12 protein-coding genes, 3 tRNA genes and 1 pseudogene are annotated in these 17573 nt (G+C 72.0%); 7 read left to right on the top strand and 9 right to left on the bottom strand.

Translation table 11 applies throughout. The features are described from left to right. The first annotated feature begins 87 nt into the window (after positions 1-87). Complete coding sequence (locus tag ACFYX0_RS01905; RefSeq protein ID WP_355919605.1) at positions 88-1125, top strand: rod shape-determining protein; 1038 nt, start codon at positions 88-90, stop codon at positions 1123-1125. Between the two features lie 521 nt (positions 1126-1646). Beyond that, the gene (locus ACFYX0_RS01910) at positions 1647-1829 is read left to right on the top strand and encodes a hypothetical protein (protein WP_388965214.1); all 183 of its coding nucleotides are present in this window, start codon (positions 1647-1649) and stop codon (positions 1827-1829) included. A 227-nt stretch (positions 1830-2056) separates the two neighbouring features. Here the strand turns inward: ACFYX0_RS01910 and ACFYX0_RS01915 are convergent. The 3 genes from ACFYX0_RS01915 to ACFYX0_RS01925 form a co-directional block, all read right to left on the bottom strand. Further along, positions 2057-2130: transfer RNA gene (locus ACFYX0_RS01915), tRNA-Ile, on the bottom strand. Positions 2131-2296: 166 nt separating this feature from the next. After that, positions 2297-2369, bottom strand: a tRNA-Asn gene (locus ACFYX0_RS01920). A 5-nt stretch (positions 2370-2374) separates the two neighbouring features. Further along, positions 2375-2447 (bottom strand) — tRNA-Asn (locus tag ACFYX0_RS01925). A 164-nt stretch (positions 2448-2611) separates the two neighbouring features. Between ACFYX0_RS01925 and ACFYX0_RS01930 the strand changes: the two genes are divergently transcribed. From ACFYX0_RS01930 to ACFYX0_RS01945, 4 genes are all read left to right on the top strand, one after another. Beyond that, positions 2612-2917, top strand: a complete 306-nt coding sequence (locus ACFYX0_RS01930) for a YtxH domain-containing protein (protein WP_355919599.1) — start codon at positions 2612-2614, stop codon at positions 2915-2917. Positions 2918-3121: 204 nt separating this feature from the next. Continuing rightward, entirely contained in the window at positions 3122-4582 is a 1461-nt protein-coding gene (locus ACFYX0_RS01935; RefSeq protein WP_388965217.1) for an FGGY family carbohydrate kinase, read from the top strand. A gap of 257 nt (positions 4583-4839) precedes the next feature. Next, a complete protein-coding gene (locus ACFYX0_RS01940; protein ID WP_388965220.1) occupies positions 4840-6573 on the top strand; it encodes an ABC transporter ATP-binding protein in 1734 nt (577 codons plus the stop codon). Beyond that, complete coding sequence (locus ACFYX0_RS01945) at positions 6573-8501, top strand: ABC transporter ATP-binding protein (protein WP_388965223.1); 1929 nt, start codon at positions 6573-6575, stop codon at positions 8499-8501. Before ACFYX0_RS01940 ends, ACFYX0_RS01945 begins: the two co-directional genes overlap by 1 nt. Before the next feature lie 33 nt (positions 8502-8534). Here the strand turns inward: ACFYX0_RS01945 and ACFYX0_RS01950 are convergent. From ACFYX0_RS01950 to ACFYX0_RS01970, 5 genes and pseudogenes are all read right to left on the bottom strand, one after another. Next, positions 8535-9835 (bottom strand): annotated as a pseudogene (locus ACFYX0_RS01950) (RNA polymerase sigma factor). Between the two features lie 156 nt (positions 9836-9991). Continuing rightward, the gene (gene dnaG, locus ACFYX0_RS01955; RefSeq protein WP_388965226.1) at positions 9992-11899 is read right to left on the bottom strand and encodes a DNA primase; all 1908 of its coding nucleotides are present in this window, start codon (positions 11897-11899) and stop codon (positions 9992-9994) included. Positions 11900-11945: 46 nt separating this feature from the next. After that, positions 11946-13211, bottom strand: a complete 1266-nt coding sequence (locus ACFYX0_RS01960) for an FAD-dependent oxidoreductase (RefSeq protein ID WP_355919582.1) — start codon at positions 13209-13211, stop codon at positions 11946-11948. 138 nt (positions 13212-13349) lie between these two features. After that, positions 13350-14726, bottom strand: coding sequence for a deoxyguanosinetriphosphate triphosphohydrolase (locus tag ACFYX0_RS01965; protein WP_388965229.1), 1377 nt, complete (start codon positions 14724-14726; stop codon positions 13350-13352). An 84-nt stretch (positions 14727-14810) separates the two neighbouring features. Continuing rightward, the gene (locus ACFYX0_RS01970) at positions 14811-15707 is read right to left on the bottom strand and encodes a sirohydrochlorin chelatase (RefSeq protein WP_355919576.1); all 897 of its coding nucleotides are present in this window, start codon (positions 15705-15707) and stop codon (positions 14811-14813) included. A gap of 210 nt (positions 15708-15917) precedes the next feature. On the opposite strand from ACFYX0_RS01970, the gene ACFYX0_RS01975 reads away from it, so the two are divergent. Further along, the gene (locus tag ACFYX0_RS01975; RefSeq protein WP_388965231.1) at positions 15918-16613 is read left to right on the top strand and encodes a vancomycin high temperature exclusion protein; all 696 of its coding nucleotides are present in this window, start codon (positions 15918-15920) and stop codon (positions 16611-16613) included. A 12-nt stretch (positions 16614-16625) separates the two neighbouring features. Here the strand turns inward: ACFYX0_RS01975 and ACFYX0_RS01980 are convergent, their stop codons facing one another. Beyond that, positions 16626-17534, bottom strand: coding sequence for an intradiol ring-cleavage dioxygenase (locus tag ACFYX0_RS01980; protein WP_388965234.1), 909 nt, complete (start codon positions 17532-17534; stop codon positions 16626-16628). Positions 17535-17573: the final 39 nt, after the last annotated feature.

The raw sequence follows: 17573 nt of genomic DNA on the forward strand, positions 1-17573 counted from the left end.
GGGCGGGGTCTCCCGGACCGGGCGACGATGCAGAGGAGAGGCCCGCCACCCGGCGGCCACCCGCGGTCCGTTCTCGGGAGGTACCGCATGACCGTCAGCCTGGACCAGCTGCGCCGTTGCCACTTCGCCGTCGACCTCGGCGCGGCCAGGACCCGTGTGTACGTCAAGGGCTCGGGGCTGGTCGTCGACCAGCCGAGCGCCGCGGCGGTGAACACCCGGACCGGTTCGCTGATAGCGGTCGGCGAGCTGGCCGAGAAGATGACAGGGCGGACCCCCTCGTACATCCGCGTGATGCGACCGGTGTCCGGCGGCACCGTCGTCGACATCGAGATGGCCCAGCGCATGCTGCGCCATCTGCTCGGTGAGAAACTCCGCCGCACCCTGCGCCGCAAGCCCCGGCTCCGGGCCGCCGCCTGCACCCCGCACGATGCCGACCCGCTGGCCCAGCGCGCGGCGGTGGAGACGCTCGTCGGGCTGGGGGCGCGCCGGGTGGAACTGGTCGACACCCTGGTCGCCGCCGCGGTGGGCTGCGGGCTGCCCGTCGAGCAGCCCGAGGCCTCCATGATCATGGTGTGCGGTGCCGCCGCCACCCAGATCGCCGTCCTGTCGCTGGGGAACATCGTGACCGCGGAACGGATCCCGGTGGGCGGCGAGGCCGTCGACCACGCGATCGTCCAGCATCTGCGCCACGAGCACGCGTTGATGCTGCCGAGCCAGTCCGTACGCCCGCTGCGGGTGGCCCTCTCCGGCAACGGGACCGCCCCCGACACACTCGCCGCCACCGAGATCCTCGGCCGGGACGTGGCGACCGGGCTCGCGCGCTCGGTGAAGGTCGACACGGCGGCGGTGCGGGAGGCGATCGAGACCCCGCTGACGGCCGTGCTCGACGGCATCGGCAAGGTGCTGCGGGACTGCCCGCCCGACCTGGTGGCCGACCTCGCCGACCGCGGCATCATGATGGTCGGCGGCAGCGCCCTGCTCCCGGGCCTGGACCAGATGCTGCGCCAGTGGACCGGCATGCCGGTACGCATCGCCGAACGCCCCGACATCTGCGCCGTACAGGGCCTGGGCGCCATGCTGGAAGGCAAGATCAAGCCCCTGACCCTGAACCCGCTGGCGGCCTGACCCCGGACTACCGCGCGACGAGCGCCCGCAGTCCCTCCACGGACTCGGGCGCCGGCCGGTTGCTCCCGTGCCCGCTCACGGCACCACGCCGCCAGACGCGACTCCGGCGCGCGAAAAACGCCGGAGCGACCGATGGGCCCGCCCAAGAGCACCCCGAACCGCTCCCCCTCGAAGCCGCCCTTGCCGCGCCGGGCGCTGTCGGCGTTCGCCATGTTCCCCGGCCCGCGCCCTGCTGCCACCATGAGCATGGCTGTGTGTCCGGAGTGTCTAGTGCTGCGACCGGGAAGGTTCACGGCTCGCGACGCCCGGCATGGCACCAGGGAGAAGCCGGTGGCCCAGTCCGACGCGCCCGTGGCCTGGATCGGCCTCGGCGGCGTGCTCGCGGGCGCCGTGGGCGCCGCGCTGGGGCCAGATACGCCTCGCTCGGAGGGATCAAGGCCGCCGCGGTCCCGCAGCTCGACCCTCTCCAGGCCGAACTCCGCGCCTTCACCACGCCGTTCATCGAGGCCAGGATCCAGCTGATGCCGGCGCTGGGCGGGCAGACTCCACCGGACGAATGGGCACGGATCGCGCCAACCCTGCCGCGTACGGCGCCCAAGTGTGCCGATCCGCTCGCCCCGTACGAGATGCCGGTCACCGTGCGCGGCAACGCCCACCGGGTGGACGGCCAGATCCGCTCCCACCAGGCCCGCCGCATGATGTGAGTCCCGACGGCCGGGCGACGTGTCTTTCATCCCGTCGGTCGCGTCCGCGCGAGTCAAGCCCGCCGCGCCGAGAGCCGGCCCGGGCCGTCCGTGATCCTCCCCCGACCGAGTGCACCTGGAGCGAAACGGACGACTGCGGCCCCCGGAGCCTGTCCGGGGGCCGCAGACTTGATCGGCGCGCTCTGAGTCACTGCTGATCACATCGTTTCTGCGCGCGTAGCGTGCAGTGGGGCGGGTGGGACTCGAACCCACGGCCGACGGATTATGAGTCCGCTGCTCTAACCGGCTGAGCTACCGCCCCATCACGGCGCGTCGCGTACATGTGTGCGCGCCGTCTGCCGCAGCATAGCCGCTCATACGATCTCCTGCTTCGGATGGTCGGCTACACGTGACCTTGAGGACTCCGCCGTGGGCGTGACGGTTCCTGCGGACATGAAAAAGGACCCCTGAGGGGTCCTCTTCAGACGCTCCCCCGACTGGACTCGAACCAGTAACCTGCCGGTTAACAGCCGGCTGCTCTGCCAATTGAGCTACGGAGGATCGAGCTCCCCCGACTGGACTCGAACCAGTAACCTGCCGGTTAACAGCCGGCTGCTCTGCCAATTGAGCTACGGAGGAATGCCTCGTTGCATCGAACGTACCCTCCTGGGTATCCGCCAGGGGGCGCGCGCTCGCTGCGACACATACATTAGCGCAAGCAGAGGGGTGCTCCGCCAATCGGTACCCGCCGCGCCGGATGCCCACCCAAGGGACGACGCAGACGCAAGGGAAGGATGGCCGCCATGCGCTATCGGCTCACGTTCGTCGCCGGGCTTGTCCTGGGCTATGTGCTCGGCACACGAGCCGGACGCGAACGTTACGAGCAGCTGAAGAAGTCCGCCCGTCAGGTCGCGCAGAACCCCGCCGTGCGCAACACCGCCGAGACGGCCGCACAGCAGGGGCGCGAGATCGCCGGCAAGGCGTACCACGCGGTGAGCGACAAGGTCGGCGACCACATGCCCGACTCGGTCGCCGGCCGGGTGCGCTCGCTGCGGGCACGGAACGCGAACGGCGACGGCTCGGACGACTGGGGCACCAGCAACACCTGACCCCGGGCTCGGGAAGTAAGGGATCGCACCGGCAGCACCACCTGCCGCTCCCGCCACGGCCGCACCCGACCCGCTTCTGCCACGGCTGTCCCTCCCGCCCCAGCGGGCACCCCGACCGCCTCCGCCGCGGTAGCCCTCCGATGACAGTCCGCCGCCGTCCCGAGGAGACGCGGCCACCCCCCTCCGTACGGCAGAATTTCCGCCATGGGGATAGTCGCCGGGTTGGACAGTTCGCCCGATTTCACTCGTATCGTCGTCTGCGACGCGGACACGGGGTCCGTGCTCAGGCAGGGATATGCACCGCATCCCGTCGAGAGCACCGAGGGTGGCAGCCGTCCCTCCGACGTCGATCCGCAGGCCTGGCTGCTGTCCCTGGGGGAGGCGGCCGGCGGCGGACTCCTGGAGGGCGTCCAGGCCATCGGTGTCTCGGCGCAGCAGAACGCGCTGGTCCCCCTCGACTCCCGGGGCGCCACCGTGCGGCCCGCGCTGGTCGGCGGTGACAAGCGGGCGCAGGTCGCGGCGGCCGACCTGATCGACGCCCTCGGCGGACGGCAGGCCTGGGCCGAGGCCGTCGGCTGCGTCCCGCAGGCCGCGCAGCCCGTGACCAAGCTGCGCTGGCTGGCCCGGAGCGAACCCGACAACGCGCGCCGCACCGCCCTGCTGCTGCAGGCCCATGACTGGCTCGTGTGGCAGTTGCTCGGGCGGCCCCTGAGAAGGACCACCGACCGCGGCGGGGCCTCCGGCACCGGGTACTGGTCGGCGGCGACCGGCGCCTACCGCACCGACCTCGTCGAGCTGGCGCTCGGCCACCAGGCCGCGCTCCCCGAGGTGCTCGGCCCCTCGGAGGCGGCCGGTACGACACCGGAGGGCCTGCTGATCTCCGCGGGCACCGGCGAGACCATGGCCGCCGCCCTCGGCCTCGGCATCGGGCTCGGCGACGCGGTCGTCTCGCTCGGCGCCTCCGGGTCCGTGATGGCCGTACACCCCGAGGCGCTCGTCGACTCCACCGGGATGATCACCTCCCTGGCGGACGCGACGGGCATGCATCTGCCGGTGGTGACCACGCTCAACGCCGTGCGCACCCTGCGCGGCGCCGCCGAACTCCTCGGCATGCCCGACCTGGAGTCGCTGTCGGAGCTGGCCATGAAGTCGACGCCCGGCTCCCACGGTCTGGTGCTCCTGCCCTATCTGGAGGGCGAGCGGACCCCGAATCTGCCGCACACCGCGGGCACCCTGGCCGGGCTGCGGCGCGAGTCGATGAAGCCCGAGCACCTGGCGCGCGCCGCGTTCGAGGGGATGCTGTGCGGGCTCGCGGACGCGCTGGACGTGCTGCGCGGCCGCGGGGTCGACGTGCGGCGGATCTTCCTGCTCGGTGCCGCCGCGGAGCTTCCCGCCGTACAGGCGGCGGCTCCCGCCCTGTTCGGAGTCCAGGTCGTGGTGCCGCAGCCCGCCGACTACGCGGCGTTCGGCGCGGCCCGGCAGGCGGCCTGGTCCCTCGGCGTGTCACAGGGCACCCTCGACCCGCGCACCCCGCCGGCCTGGCAGGGCGCGGTGGCGCAGGTTCTGGAGCCCGGTGACGAGCTGGCCGTGGGTCAGGCAGTACGTCAGCAGTACGTGTCGGTACGCGAACAGACGCATCCGGGGGCGTTCCGGTCACAGCCGTAGCTCATGGGCCGTGGGCCGGAGGCCGGTCCCGCGCCTGCCCGCGCCGCCCCCGATGTCGCAACGTCACACGCCCGGATGTCCCCGCGCCACCCCATCCGTCACCTCCCCCTACTCCGCCCGGTAGCTGAGTCCGAGTCAGCCCGACGGCCCCGCCGTCGGCTTAATTCGGTTGAGGTAACGCGGGTGGAGTGTCCGACGATAGGGGGTGGTGCACCTCCGCCCGCCCCGCCTCCGTCTGCAACTCCGAGAGATCTCGCGTGCTCATACGACTTCTGAGGGCCCACCTGGCCCCATACCGGAAACCCATCATCCTGCTGGTGCTGCTGCAGTTGCTGCAGACCTGCGCCACGCTCTATCTGCCCACCCTCAACGCGCACATCATCGACCACGGTGTCGTGAAGGGGGACACGAACTACATCGTGACCTTCGGCGGTCTGATGATCGCGGTCTCGCTGGGTCAGGTCCTCTGCAACATCGGCGCCGTCTACTTCGGCGCCCGTACCGCGTCCTCCGTCGGCCGGGACATGCGGGCCGCCGTCTTCGACCGGGTGCAGTCGTTCTCCTCGCGTGAGCTGGGCCACTTCGGCGCGCCTTCGCTGATCACCCGCACCACGAACGACGTGCAGCAGGTGCAGATGCTCACGCTGATGACGTTCACCCTGATGGTGTCGGCGCCGATCATGTGCGTGGGCGGCATCGTCATGGCGCTCGGTCTGGACGTGCCGCTGTCCGGCGTCCTGGTGGCCGTGGTGCCCGTGCTCGGCATCTCCGTGACGCTGATCGTGCGCCGGCTGCGCCCGCTGTTCCGCACCATGCAGGTCCGTCTCGACACCGTGAACCGGGTGCTGCGCGAGCAGATCTCGGGCAACCGGGTGATCCGCGCCTTCGTCCGCGACGACTACGAGAAGGGCCGCTTCCAGGGTGCCAACACCGAGCTGACCGAGGTGTCCCTCGGCACCGGCCGCACGCTGGCGCTGATGTTCCCCCTGGTGATGACCGTGGTGAACCTGTCGTCGATCGCCGTGGTCTGGTTCGGCGCGCACCGCATCGACAGCGGCGGCATGCAGATCGGCGACCTGACCGCGTTCCTCGCCTACCTCATGCAGATCGTGATGTCCGTGATGATGGCGACCTTCATGTTCATGATGGTGCCGCGCGCCGAGGTGTGCGCCGAGCGCATCGAGGAGGTGCTCGGCACCGAGTCGAGCGTCGTGCCGCCCGCCGCCCCGGTGTTCGAGCTGCGTCGCCACGGGTATCTGGAGATCCGCGGCGCCGGGTTCCGCTACCCGGGTGCCGAGGAGCCGGTCCTCAAGGCCATCGACGTGGAGGCCCGGCCGGGTGAGGTGACGGCCGTCATCGGGTCGACCGGCAGCGGCAAGTCGACCCTGCTCGGGCTGATCCCCCGCCTGTTCGACGCCACCGAGGGCGAGGTGCTCGTGGACGGCGTGAACGTCCAGGAGGTCGACCCGGCGCTGCTCGCGAAGACGGTCGGACTCGTCCCGCAGAAGCCGTACCTGTTCGCCGGGACGGTCGCCACCAATCTGCGCTACGGCAACCCGGACGCCACCGACGAGGAGCTGTGGCACGCGCTGGAGGTGGCGCAGGCCAAGGAGTTCGTGTCCAAGCTGGAGAACGGCCTCGACTCCCCCATCGCACAGGGCGGGACCAACGTCTCCGGCGGCCAGCGCCAGCGCCTCGCCATCGCCCGCACCCTCGTGCAGCGCCCCGAGATCTACCTCTTCGACGACTCCTTCTCCGCGCTCGACTACGCGACCGACGCGGCCCTGCGCGCGGCGCTCTCACGCGAGACCGCCGAGGCGACCGTCGTCATCGTCGCCCAGCGGGTGGCGACCATCCGGGACGCCGACCGGATCGTGGTCCTCGACGAGGGCCGGGTCGTCGGCACCGGTCGCCATCACGAGCTGATGGCAGGCAACGAGACCTACCGGGAGATCGTGCTCTCCCAGCTGACGGAAGCGGAGGCCGCCTGATGGCCGGGCCCATGGGACGCATGATGGGCGCGGGCGGCCCCGACCAGCGCTCGATGGACTTCAAGGGGTCCGGAAAACGGCTCCTCGCCCAGTTCAAGCCCGAACGCACCCTCATGATCGCGATGCTGGTCTGCGGTGTGCTGAGCGTGGGGCTCTCCGTGATCGGGCCGAAGATCCTCGGCAAGGCCACCGACCTGGTCTTCGCCGGCATCATCGGCCGGCAGATGCCCGCCGGGCTCACCAAGGCGCAGGTGCTCGCCTCCATGCGCAAGCGGGGCGAGGGCGGCATCGCGGACATGCTGTCCGGCACGGACTTCACCCCGGGCAAGGGCATCGACTTCGGTGCCGTCGGGAACATCCTGCTGCTCGCGCTGGGCACGTTCCTGGTGTCCGGCCTGCTGATGGCGGTCACCACCCGGCTGTCCAACCGGGCCATCAACAAGACCGTCTACCGGCTGCGTGAGGACGTACAGGCGAAGCTGTCGCGCCTTCCGCTGTCGTACTTCGACAAGCGGCAGCGCGGCGAGGTCCTCAGCCGCGCCACCAACGACATCGACAACATCGGGCAGACGCTCCAGCAGTCGATGGGGCAGATGATCAACTCGCTGCTGACGATCATCGGTGTGCTCGCGGTGATGTTCTGGGTGTCGTGGCTGCTGGCGCTGGTCGCGCTGGTGACCGTGCCGCTGTCCTTCGTCGTGGCCACCCGGATCGGCAAGCGGTCGCAGCCGCACTTCGTGCAGCAGTGGCGCACCACCGGCCAGCTGAACGCGCACATCGAGGAGATGTACACCGGGCACACCCTGGTGAAGGTGTTCGGCCGCCAGGAGGAGTCGGCGCGGCGGTTCGCGGAGCAGAACGAGCAGCTCTACGAGGCCGGGTTCAAGGCGCAGTTCAACAGCGGCATCATGCAGCCGCTGATGATGTTCGTGTCGAACCTCAACTATGTGCTGGTGGCCGTCGTGGGCGGTCTGCGGGTGGCGTCGGGTGCGCTGTCCATCGGTGATGTGCAGGCCTTCATCCAGTACTCGCGGCAGTTCTCGATGCCGCTGACGCAGGTCGCGTCGATGGCGAACCTCGTGCAGTCGGGTGTCGCCTCGGCGGAGCGGATCTTCGACCTGCTGGACGCCGAGGAGCAGGCGGCGGACCCGGTGCCGGGCCTGCGTCCCGAAGAGCTGCGCGGGCGGGTCGCGCTGGAGGACGTGTCGTTCCGCTACGACCCGGACAAGCCGCTCATCGAGCACCTGTCGCTGGCGGTGGAGCCGGGGCACACGGTCGCTATCGTCGGCCCGACCGGAGCCGGCAAGACGACGCTCGTGAACCTGCTGATGCGGTTCTACGACGTCACGGGCGGCCGGATCACGCTCGACGGGGTCGACATCGCGAAGATGTCCCGGGACGAACTGCGGGCCGGGATCGGCATGGTGCTCCAGGACACCTGGCTGTTCGGCGGGACCATCGCGGAGAACATCTCCTACGGTGCCGCGCGCGAGGTCACGCGCGGGGAGATCGAGGAGGCCGCTCGGGCGGCCCACGCCGACCGGTTCATCCGTACGCTGCCGGACGGCTACGACACCGTGATCGACGACGAGGGCACGGGCGTCAGCGCGGGCGAGAAGCAGCTCATCACCATCGCGCGGGCGTTCCTGTCGGACCCGGTGATCCTGGTCCTCGACGAGGCGACGAGCTCCGTCGACACCCGGACCGAGGTGCTGATCCAGAAGGCGATGGCGAAGCTGGCACACGGACGGACGTCGTTCGTCATCGCGCACCGGCTGTCGACGATCCGGGACGCGGACACGATCCTCGTGATGGAGAACGGCTCCATCGTGGAACAGGGCACGCACGAGGAACTGCTGGCGGCCGACGGCGCCTACGCGCGGCTGTACAAGGCGCAGTTCGCGCAGGCGGTCGCGGAGGTCGACTGAGTTCCCGGGGCCGCTCCTCGTGAGCGGCCCCTCTCAGTCGAGATAGCCCCTCAGCTGGTCCGCGAACGCGTGGTCCCGGAGCTTGTGCAGGGTCTTGGACTCGATCTGGCGGATGCGTTCGCGGGTCACGCCGAAGATACGGCCGATCTCCTCCAGGGTGCGGGGACGGCCGTCGACGAGGCCGTAGCGGAGTTGTACGACCTTGCGTTCGCGTTCGCCGAGGGTGGACAGGACCGCTTCCAGGTGCTGCCGCAGCAGCAGGAACGCGGCCGACTCGACCGGGCTCGCGGCGTCCCCGTCCTCGATGAGGTCGCCGAGGGCCACGTCGTCCTCCTCGCCGACGGGCGCGTGCAGCGAGACGGGCTCCTGGGCGAGCCGCAGCACCTCGATGACCCGCTCGCCGGGCAGTTCCAGGTGTGCGGCGACCTCTTCCGGTGTCGGTTCGTAGCCGCGTTCCTGGAGCATGCGGCGCTGGACGCGGACGACGCGGTTGATGAGTTCGACGACATGCACCGGGACGCGGATGGTGCGGGCCTGGTCGGCCAGGGCGCGGGACATGGCCTGGCGGATCCACCAGGTCGCGTACGTCGAGAACTTGTAGCCGCGGGCGTAGTCGAACTTCTCGACGGCCCTGATCAGGCCGAGGTTCCCCTCCTGGACGAGGTCCAGCATGGTCAGCCCGCGGCCGATGTAGCGCTTGGCGACGGAGACGACGAGCCGGAGGTTGGCCTCGATCAGCCGCCGCTTGGCCATCCGCCCCATGACCACCAGCCGGTCCAGGTCCAGGGCGAGTTCGGTGTCGAGGTCGGGGGTGCGGGCGAGCTTCTCCTCGGCGAACAGTCCGGCCTCGACGCGGCGGGCGAGTTCGACCTCCTCGGCGGCCGTGAGCAGGGGGATGCGGCCGATCTCGCGCAGATACTGGCGGAACAGGTCCGAGGAGGGACCGCCGGTGTCGGCGTGCCCGCGGAGCGGCTCGACGGGCTCGGGCGCGGGCTCTGCCGCGTCGGCGTCGGGGAGTTCGGGCGGCTCCTCCGTTCCGGACGGGTCCTGCGGTTCGGCGTCCGTCTCGGGGTGGTGCGCGAGCCGGCCCTGCGGGGGCACCGCGGCAAGGACGTCGCTGTCGGCGTCCGGATCGTCGTGGCCGGTCTCGGTCTCTATCAGGGTCTGGGTCTGCACGGGTGCGACCTCCAGGAATGTCGCTGCTGAGGGGTGCGACAGCGGTACGTCGGGGACGGGACCGGTGGTCCGCCCACCGGCCATCCCGTAGTCGTCGAGCGGGACCGCGGGGTGTCGGACCCGTGGACGGGCCGGCCGCGCTCCGGGGACTCAGGCACCGCACCCCAGTGTGGGGTACGACACATCGCCGCCACGAGGGGCGTGCGACCACTTTTTGAGTCCGGTGCGTGACCGGCCGGTTACTCAGCTCGCTTGACCGTCGCACCGGCAGTGACCGATGAGGCAGGACGGGGAGCCGAAGTCCCCGGCGGCGCTCAGAGGGCTGACGCGCCGCGTTCCCGCAGTGCCTGGTCGTACTGTTGCAGGACCCACAGCTCGTTCTGCACGGCGGCGAGTTGGGCCGGGTCTCCGTAGGCGCCGAGGCGGGTCAGGGTGCTCTGGACGTCACGGACCCGGCGTTCGACCGCCCGGCGGCGGACCGTGACCAGCTGGGCGCCCACGTAGGCCTCGTCCACCTCCTTGCGGAGCATGATCGCCTCGACGGCCAGCTCCGTGACCATGGCGCGGACCGTGTCGTCGGGTGCCGCGTCGCGGACGCGGACCAGATACTCCTGCGGGTCCTGGGCGCCGTACTCGGCACCTCCCGCGTCCATGATCGCCTGGCGGACGGCCGCGTACGGCGCCGCCGTGAACTCGTCGACCCCGTACGCGTCGAACGCCGGGGAGACCATCTCCGGCCACTGGAGCGCGAGTTTGAGCAGTTCCCGCTCGGTCGCGTAGACCGGGTTGCGGAGGTTGAGCGCGGGGCCCGGGACCGCCGGGCGGGGCGCCGCCTGGTACGGCTGCTGAGCGCGCTGTCCGGCCGGCGCCGGTCCCCGGCCGCCCCGGTCGCGGGCCCAACGGGCCAGCTGAGCCACCCGCTTGACCACGAACTGGGTGTCGAGGATGCCGAGCATGCCGGCGAGCTGGACCGCGACCTCGTGCTGGGCACCGCTGTTCTTGATCCGGGCGACGACCGGCGCCGCCTCGTCCAGCGCGGCGGCGCGGCCCGCCGGGGTGTCCAGATCGTAGCGGCCGACGATCTGGCGGAGCGCGAACTCGAAGAGGGGGGTGCGGGGTTCGGTCAGGTCGGCGACCGCCTCGTCGCCCTTGGCGAGACGCAGCTCGCAGGGGTCCATGCCGTCCGGCGCGATCGCGATGTAGGTCTCGGCGGCGAACTTCTGGTCGTCCTCGAAGGCCCGCAGGGCCGCCTTCTGCCCGGCCGCGTCACCGTCGAAGGTGAAGATCACCCGGGCCGAGCCGTTGTCCATCAGCAGCCGGCGCAGGATCTTGATGTGCTCGCCGCCGAAGGCCGTGCCGCAGGTCGCGATGGCCGTGGTGACGCCCGCGAGATGGCAGGCCATGACGTCGGTGTAGCCCTCGACCACCACCGCCCGGCTCACCTTGGCGATCTCCTTCTTCGCCAGGTCGATGCCGTACAGCACCTGGGACTTCTTGTAGATCGCGGTCTCGGGTGTGTTCAGGTACTTGGGTCCGTTGTCCGCCTCGTACAGCTTGCGCGCGCCGAAGCCGACGACGTCCCCGCCGATGTCGCGGATCGGCCACATCAGCCGGCCGCGGAAGCGGTCGATGGGGCCCCGGCGGCCCTCCTGGGAGAGGCCGGAGAGGATCAGCTCCTTGTCGCTGAAGCCCTTGCCGCGCAGATAGCGGGTGAGGTGATCCCAACCCTGGGGGCTGTAGCCGACGCCGAAGTGGACCGCGGCGGCCTGGTCGAAGCCCCGCTCGGCCAGGAACGCGCGTCCCGTGTCGGCCTCGGGGCTGGTGTCGAGCTGCTCCGCGTACCAGTCGGCGGCGAGCCGGTGGGCCTCGACCAGGCGGATGCGCTCACCGCGCTGGTGGGTGGGGTTGTACCCGCCCTCCTCGTAGCGCAGCGTGATGCCGGCGCGGGCGGCCAGGCGCTCGACCGACTCGGAGAAGGACAGGTGGTCGACCTTCATCACGAACGTGATGGTGTCGCCGCCTTCCTGGCAGCCGAAGCAGTGGAACAGTCCCTTGCTCGGGCTGACCTGGAAGGACGGGGACTTCTCGTCGTGGAAGGGGCACAGGCCCTTCAGGTTGCCGCCGCCCGCGTTGCGCAGCTGGAGGTACTCGGACACGACGGCGTCGATCGGGACCGCGTCCCTGACCGCCTTCACGTCCTCGTCGTTGATCCGTCCTGCCACGAGGAGATTCTACGGGGGCGGTGTGACAGCGGCGGCAGCCGTCGCGTCAGGGGACCAGGCTCTCCAGCGGTACCCCGGGGTCCGCCAGTGCCTCCTGGTCCACCGGCGTCCTGGCCCGGATCAGGTTCTGGATCCGCTCTGTGACGTCCCACACGTTCACGTTCATCCCGGCCAGCACCCTCCCCTCCTTCAGCCAGAACGCGATGAAGTGCCGCTTGCCCACGTCACCGCGCAGCACCACCTCGTCGTACGACCCGGGCGGCGCCCACCCCGAGTACTCCATCCCCACGTCGTACTGGTCGGAGAAGAAGTACGGCACCCGGTCGTACGTCACCTCGCACCCGAGCATCGCGCGGGCCGCCGCCGGACCGCCGTTCAGCGCGTTCGCCCAGTGCTCCACGCGCAGCCGGGTGCCGAAGAGGGGCAGGTGGAAGGAGGCGATGTCGCCGGCCGCGTAGATGTCGGGGTCGGAGGTGCACAGCCGCTCGTCGACCACGACGCCCCCGCCGTGCGCGCGGTCGGCGATCTCCAGGCCCGAGGACTCCGCGAGCGCGGTGCGGGGCGCGGCACCGATCGCCGCGAGCACGTCGTGCGCGGGGTGCTCCTCGCCGTCGTCGGTGCGGGCGGCCAGCACCACACCGTCCTGGCCGACGATCTCGGTGAGCCGCACCCCGAAGCGGAAGCGGACGCCGTGCTCGCTGTGCAGTTCGGCGAAGAGGCTGCCGAGCTCGGGGCCGAGGACCGCGTGCAGCGGGGTCGGCTCGGGCTCGATGACGGTGACCTCCGCGCCGTACTCGCGGGCCGCGGCGGCGACCTCCAGGCCGATCCAGCCGGCGCCCGCGATCACGAGATGGCCGTTGTCCCGGCCGAGTGAGGTGAGGACGCCCTTGAGGCGCTCGGCATGGGCGAGACGGCGCAGATGGTGGACGCCCGCGAGGTCCGTGCCGGGGATGTCGAGGCGGCGCGGCTCGGCGCCGGTGGCCAGCAGCAGCTTGTCGTAGTGGACGAGGGTGCCGTCGTCGCCGAAGCGGACCGTCTTCGCCGCGCGGTCGACGGCGTCCACGGTCTGGCCGAGATGCAGCTCGATGTCGTTGCGCGCGTACCAGGAGGGTTCGTGGACGAAGACGCTGTCGCGCTCCTCCTTGCCCAGCAGATAGCCCTTGGACAGCGGCGGTCGCTCGTAGGGGTGGTCGCGTTCGTCGCAGATCAGTATCACGCGGCCGGTGAAACCCTCCGCGCGGAGCGTCTCGGCCGCCTTCGCGCCGGCAAGACCTCCTCCGACGATGACGAATGTCTGATCCGCGTCGACCACTTGATGCCTCCTCGTAAGGATGTCGCCACATGGGAGCGTCCCGCACGTGGTGGGCTGCGGGAAGAGGGGGTGGCCCGATCAGGCCACTCAGGGTCACCTCCTGGACCCGTATGTCCCGGCTGTCTCAGTGTGTGCGGGTCACCCGCGTCCCGTCAGCCGGGCGCGCAGGGATCCCGCCGAGGCGTCGGTGAGCGAGGCGATCTGGTCGACGATCACCCGCTTGCGGGCGCGGTCGTCGGCCGCCTCGTGGAACAGCGCCCGGAACTGCGGGTCGAGCCCTTCGGGCGCGCGGGCGGTGAGCGCCTCGGCCAGTTCGGCCACGACGATCCGCTGCTCGGCGCGGATCCGCTCCTGCTCGGCGCGCTGCATCACATACCGGTCGGCGACCGCCTTGAGGACCGCGCACTCCATGCGGGTGCTTCTGGGGACGACGAGTTCGGCGGCGTACCGGGTGAGGCGGCCGCTGCCCCAGGCCGCCCGGGTCGCGCCCTCCGCGGCCAGGCAGAAGCGGCCGATGAGCTGGCTGGTGGCGTCCTTCAGCCGGGCCTGGGCGACGGCGGAGCCGTCGTAGCCGTGCGGCCACCACTCCTGGGTCAGCAGCCGGTCGAGGGCCTCGGCCAGCTCCTCGGGGTCGGTGTCCGCGGCCACGTACCGCCCGAGGGCGACGGCGAAGACCGCCTGCCGCTCGGGGTCGGCGTGCAGACAGCCCGGGTCGATGTGACCGGCGTGCAGGCCGTCCTCGAAGTCGTGCACCGAGTAGGCCACGTCGTCGGACCAGTCCATGACCTGGGCCTCGAAGCAGGTGCGGTCGTCGGGGGCGCCCTTGCGGAACCAGTCGAAGACGGGCCGGTCGTCCTCGTAGACCCCGAACTTCGGGGACGCGGGGTCGGCGGGGTGGGCGCCGCGCGGCCAGGGGTACTTGGTGGCGGCGTCGAGGGCGGCGCGGGTGAGGTTCAGCCCCACGCTGACGAGTTCGCCGGTGCCTGGGCTGCGCACGAAACGCTTGGGCTCGATCCGGGCGAGCAGGCGCAGGGACTGGGCGTTGCCCTCGAAGCCGCCGCAGTCCCGGGCGAACTCGTTCAGCGCCTGTTCGCCGTTGTGCCCGAAGGGCGGGTGGCCGAGGTCGTGGGAGAGGCAGGCGGCCTCGACGAGGTCCGGGTCGCAGCCGAGGGCCGCGCCCAGCTCCCGGCCGACCTGGGCGCACTCCAGGGAGTGGGTGAGCCGGGTGCGAGGGCTCGCGTCCCAGGCGTCGGTGGGGGTCCCCCCTGTTCGAGCGGAGCCGAGAACCTGGGGGACGCTGCCCGGGGTGACGACCTGGGTCTTGCCCGCCAGACGGCGCAGTGCCGCCGAGTGCAGCACGCGGGCGCGGTCGCGCTGGAAGGCGGTGCGGCCCGGGCGCTTGTCCGGCTCGGCGGCCCAGCGCTCGGTGTCCGTGGCGTCGTAGGCCCGGGCGGTCGCCGGACCGTCCCCGTACCGCGCGGAGGTCGTGTGGCCCTTCGGTGCAGTCCCGTCCATGACCCGACAGTAGACGCAGCCGGTGACAATCGGGATGTCGGCGTCCGCTTGGACTCGGCCGTTTCCCGCGCGGGCCGGTCGCGGTCAGGCCGACGCCAGGGCGTGGACGGCGGCCGGCTCGGAGGCGGCGAGGGCCTGGTCGTAGCGGTGCAGGACCAGACGGGCCACGGCCGGGTGCGCGCCGAGCGGGGCGGCCGCGATCCAGGGGGCCGCCGCGGCGCACTCGGTGGCGAACCGGCCCGGCGCCGCGAAGTACGAGGCGACGGCGATCCGGTGGTGGCCGCGGGCGGCGAGCGAGCGCACCGCCGCGGACACGGTGGGCGTGGCGGCGGAGGCGTAGGCGGGGACGACGGGCACACCGAGGCGTTCGGCGAGGAGCCGGGCGGTGCGGCGGGTGTCGGCGGCGGAGTCGGGGTCGCGGGAGCCGGCGGCGGCGAGCACCACCGCGCTCGCCCGGCGCCGGGCGTCGCTCCCCTCGGCCGGCCAGCCGGCCTCGACGAGCCGGGCGTAGAGCGTCTCCACGAGCAGGGGGTGCGGGCCGAGCGGGGCGGCCACGCGGGTGCCGGCCCGCGCCGCGCCGGCCATCTCGGGGATGTCCCGCTTGACGTGGTGGCCGCGGCCGAGGAGCAGCGGTACGAGCACGGCCCGGCCCTCGCCGAGGGAGGCGAGCGTGTCGGGGAGCAGTGGCGCGTTCAGCTCGATGTGGCCGAGGCGCACGGGCAGCCGGGGCCGCAGTTCGCGCACCCGTTCCGCGAGGGCGCCCACGGTGGACAGGGCCCGCGGGTCGCGGCTGCCGTGCGCGACCAGGACCAGCGTGGGCGGGGCCGGGTGCCGGGTGCCGTCGCGGGAGACGAGGCTGAGCCGGCTGCCGAGCTCGCCGGCGATCCGGTTCATGAGCTGCGCCGCGCTGTCGAGGCCGGCGCCGTGGGGCGGCCGGCCGCCGGGGCGGGACTCGTCGTGGGAGGGGTTCGACGCCGTCATGGACCGATCCTGGCGGTGCCACGTTGCCGTGCCGTTGCAGGGCCGTGACGGGTGTTTTCCGGGGTTTCACGGCAGCGGTGCGGGTGGTGTGATGAGGCGTCCGGGGACCCGCGGCTCGGTGGGCGAACCGGATCACCGTACGCCGCGTCTCCACTGACGACGACCGGTGACGACCGGTGCACCACCGACTCCCGGAGGGGACGCGTTTCGATGGGCCTGCCGCGCCTGAGGATCCGCAGACCGAGGCTGCCGCGCACCCGCACCGGGCGGCGGCGCACCGTTCAGGTCCTGATGCTGCTGTGCGTCCTGGCGCTGCTGCCGTCGACCTGGCTGTATCTCGCCACGGGCGACCGGCTGCGCACGGTCGCGGACGTGCCGCGGACGCAGGTCGCCGTGGTGTTCGGCGCGGGTCTGTGGGACGGCGAGCCGTCGCCGTACCTCGCAAACCGTCTGGACGCGGCGGCCCGGCTGTACCGGGAGGGCCGCATCGGGGTCGTGCTCGTCACCGGCGACAACAGCCGCGCGGACTACGACGAGCCGGACGCGATGCGCACCTATCTGACGCGGCACGGCGTGCCGGACGAACGGATCGTCAGCGACTACGCGGGCTTCGACACCTGGGACTCCTGCGTCCGTGCCCGGAAGATCTTCGGCGTGGAGCGGGCGGTCCTGATCAGCCAGGGCTTCCACATCCGCCGCGCGGTCGCCCTGTGCCGGGCGGCGGGCATCACGTCGTACGGCGTCGGTGTCGACGCCAAGCACGACGTGACCTGGTACTACGGCGGCACCCGGGAGGTCTTCGCGGCGGGCAAGGCGGCCCTGGACGTGGTGTTCCACCCGGACCCGAGGTTCCTCGGCCCGCGGGAGCCCGGGGTCGAGAAGGCCCTGGCCGCGTCGGGGCGGTGACGGGGCCGGGGCTCAGGGAGACGGGGGGTTCGCCGGGCGGGAGGCGCTCGCCGCGCTGTCCGGTGCCGGTGTCCTCGCGGTGCGCGGGGTGCTCGTCGCGGACGGCGTGGGCTCCCGCGCCGGGTCGACGCCGATGGTCAGCACCCCGACGAGCCCCCGGCCCACGCTCCCCGTGACGCTCATCAGTCCGTCCTTCCCGCCGCCCCTGCGGTACACCGGGTCCTCGGCGAGCGGAGTGCGCGTGCCGGTGCGCCGGGTGTACGGGGTCCTCGCGTACACCGCGTCGGTGTAGCGGTCGGGGAAGAAGAGCTGTCCGGTCCAGTTGACCCTGCCGCCTTGATAACCCCGGTCGGTCCAGCTGCCGCCGGTGCGGACCATGACGTTGATGTGGGGGGCCCGGCCCGTGCTCCAGCCGGGGAAGACCGTGGTGAACTCGGCGAGGCCCGCGTCGTCGGTCGTCTGGGCGCCACGCAGGAACGTCCTGGAGCCGGCCGGGCCGCCCGGCGCGGGTGCCCGGTCGCCCGGACGCGCGTCGGGATGGCCGGAGTAAGAGCCCCAGACGTCGCAGTGCCAGATCTCGACGTCGGCGCCCGCGAGGACGGCGCAGGCGTGCGGATGGTCACGCACGGTCAGCCGCAGCCTCAGCGGAACGCCCTGCCTGCCCTCGGTGACGTCCTTGCGCAGGGGCGCGCCGTCCAGGTGGTAAGGGCCCGGCACCACACTGCGGTTGAGCACGCACAGCTCGGCGTCCGGTGCGGTGTCCGGCACCCCGTCGCGACCGGGTCCGGCCCCCTCACGCCCCCGAGCACCGGTGTCGTCGTCCGAGGAGAGGACGGAGAAGAGCCCGAATCCGAGGACGGCACCCGCGGCGGCGCCGCCCAGCGCGAGTGCCCGCCGCCGGGTGATGTCGCTGTCGGTCATGGGCGGGACCCTAGGGCCGTGCGGGGCGGCGGCGGGAGG

The sequence above is a fragment of the Streptomyces sp. NPDC002573 genome, from assembly GCF_042889625.1.
Lineage (GTDB): Bacteria > Actinomycetota > Actinomycetes > Streptomycetales > Streptomycetaceae > Streptomyces > Streptomyces gibsoniae.